This window comes from Campylobacter sp. 2018MI13 (genome assembly GCF_018501135.1).
In the GTDB taxonomy this organism is placed as follows: Bacteria; Campylobacterota; Campylobacteria; order Campylobacterales; family Campylobacteraceae; genus Campylobacter_E.
In genome coordinates this window covers 1-1,722 of the sequence record NZ_JAHCZC010000142.1, presented here as the reverse complement: position 1 = coordinate 1,722, position 1,722 = coordinate 1, and the positions used below count along the sequence as shown (strand labels likewise).

Annotated in this window: 2 protein-coding genes and 1 pseudogene; 2 read left to right on the top strand and 1 reads right to left on the bottom strand. The window is 28.6% G+C overall.

The genetic code is table 11. The features are described from left to right. A pseudogene (locus KJQ99_RS09315) lies at positions 1-100 on the bottom strand (flagellin N-terminal helical domain-containing protein); the annotation flags it as partial. 177 nt (positions 101-277) lie between these two features. On the opposite strand from KJQ99_RS09315, the gene KJQ99_RS09310 reads away from it, so the two are divergent. Both KJQ99_RS09310 and KJQ99_RS09305 read left to right on the top strand, forming a co-directional pair. After that, positions 278-1,159: an Abi family protein gene (locus KJQ99_RS09310; RefSeq protein ID WP_214120661.1), complete on the top strand. Its 882-nt coding sequence runs from the start codon at positions 278-280 to the stop codon at positions 1,157-1,159. A 404-nt stretch (positions 1,160-1,563) separates the two neighbouring features. Continuing rightward, positions 1,564-1,722: flagellin N-terminal helical domain-containing protein (locus KJQ99_RS09305; RefSeq protein ID WP_502756454.1), on the top strand; the 159-nt coding region annotated here is incomplete at its 3' end.

Here is a 1,722-nt window from a genome sequence, read left to right as displayed (position 1 = left end):
CCATACCTGAAGCATCATCAGCAGCAGAGTTAATTCTAAAACCTGAGTTTAACTTATTTAAAGAACTGTCAATTGATCTATTGTTCATAGATGCGTTTGCATGAGCGCTTAGCTAGTGGGGGTTTGAGAAGATTGTTTAAGTAAAAAATTAATATTTTTATTTTATTTTTCAGCATTTTTGTTGACTTATTAGAATAAAAAATGTTAATATATTTCCGACAGTTCCCTAAGAGCCTCTTAACAATGCGCAACCCTTAGGGACATTTGAAAGCTGATTATGGATAAAAAAACATATAATAAACCCCACAGAACTTGGCAAGAACAATTAGAATTGTTAAGATCTAAAAATTTAACTATTTTAAATGAAGATTTTGCTTTAGAAAAATTAAGAAATTTAAATTATTACAGATTAAGTGCATATTTTTTACCTTTTTATGATGATAATAAGAATTTTATTAAAAATACTAATTTCACGGATATTATTTATTTGTATGATTTTGATATGGAGCTAAAAGCTCTAGTTTCTAATGCTTTGCAGACAATTGAGCTATATTTTAGAACACAAATTGCATACTACCATACATTATCCTTTGGTGCTACAGGATATTTATGTGAGTTAAATTTTACACAAAATCATAAAAACATTAAAACACACAAAAGCCTTATAGATACGATATTTAAGGAAGTAAAACGCTCTAACGAAAGCTTTATAAAGCATTTTTTAGATAATTATAATGAAATACCATTATGGGCAATTGTAGAAGTAATGTCGTTTGGCACTTTATCTAACTTTTACGCATTATTGCAGACAAACGAGCAAAAGAAAATTTCTGATATTTTTAATATAAATAAATCCATTTTGGTAAATTGGTTACATATAGCAACGCTTGTAAGAAATATTTGCGCACATCATTCAAGATTATGGAATAAAACTCTAGCCGTAGTCTTAAAAATTCCTAGCAAAAATGACTTTTTTCAAAATAAAGATTTAAATAATCAAAAAATTTTTGCATTTTTAAATGTAATAATTTATTTACTACAAACTATAAATCCTAAAAACACCTTTTATAATGACTTAAATACATTACTAAATAAATATCCAAATATAAATCTAAAATCAATGGGTTTAAACGACAATCAATATATTATAAAAATATAAGCAAGCTTTTAAAAATATTAATCAATTTTGTATAACATCTCATCACATCTTAGGGGCGAATGGGTCGCCCCCCCCCGCTTTTGCGGGTCTTTCATCAAAACTTTTCACAAATATTTCACATTTTCACAAGTTTTTCACAAAATCCTAATTCTAATTTCAAATTCCGTGAAATTTCACACTCTAAAATCCTATTCATTTCGGTTAGCTCGTTTAAAAACGAGCTAACACAAGGCTTTTTACGATTTTTTCCTAACAGAAAAAATCACAAAAAGCCACCTATCCCCACATCACAATCACATTTTTAAAAATTTTTTCATATCACCCCTAAAGTTATTTTTTAGCACACCGATATAGTTGTAACTTGATAAGGAAATCAAGACAATTATTTTTTTAAGGAGAAAATTATGGGATTCAGAATTAACACAAACGTGGCGGCGCTAAGCGCTCATGCAAACGCATCTATGAACAATAGATCAATTGACAGTTCTTTAAATAAGTTAAACTCAGGTTTTAGAATTAACTCTGCTGCTGATGATGCTTCAGGTATGGCAATTGCTGATAGT

Excerpts from the sequence above, each read along its gene's own strand:
- KJQ99_RS09310 (WP_214120661.1), top strand. The coding sequence starts at position 278 with ATGGATAAAAAAACATATAATAAACCCCACAGAACTTGGCAAGAACAA.